The organism is Halomonas sp. SIMBA_159 (assembly GCF_046536035.1).
Lineage (GTDB): Bacteria > Pseudomonadota > Gammaproteobacteria > Pseudomonadales > Halomonadaceae > Vreelandella > Vreelandella venusta_A.
In genome coordinates, this window is the sequence record NZ_JAWJBT010001034.1 from 1 (window position 1) to 255 (window position 255).

The 255-nt window shown below is 67.1% G+C and carries 1 protein-coding gene; it reads left to right on the top strand.

Annotation, left to right across the window (positions count from 1 at the left end; translation table 11 throughout):
- The coding region (locus R0J87_RS22415) for a nucleoside hydrolase (protein WP_498889080.1) at positions 1-255 on the top strand (255 nt) is incomplete at both ends.

Below are 255 nucleotides of genomic sequence, written 5' to 3' on the forward strand. Positions count from 1 at the left end.
GCCGCTCAAGCGAGCCGCGCCGCAACCGCTCGCGTGGATTCACGGTGACAACGGACTCGGGAACATCGCGCTGGGCGCCACCGAACATGCGCCGCTCGATGCACGGCCCGCGCACCGATTCATCATCGACACGGTGCGTGCGCATCCTGGCGAAGTCACGCTGCTTGCAGTCGGCCCGCTGACCAATCTTGCGCTGGCGCTTGCGGAAGATCCGCAGATCGCGCCGCTCGTCAAGCAGGTCGTGATCATGGGCGG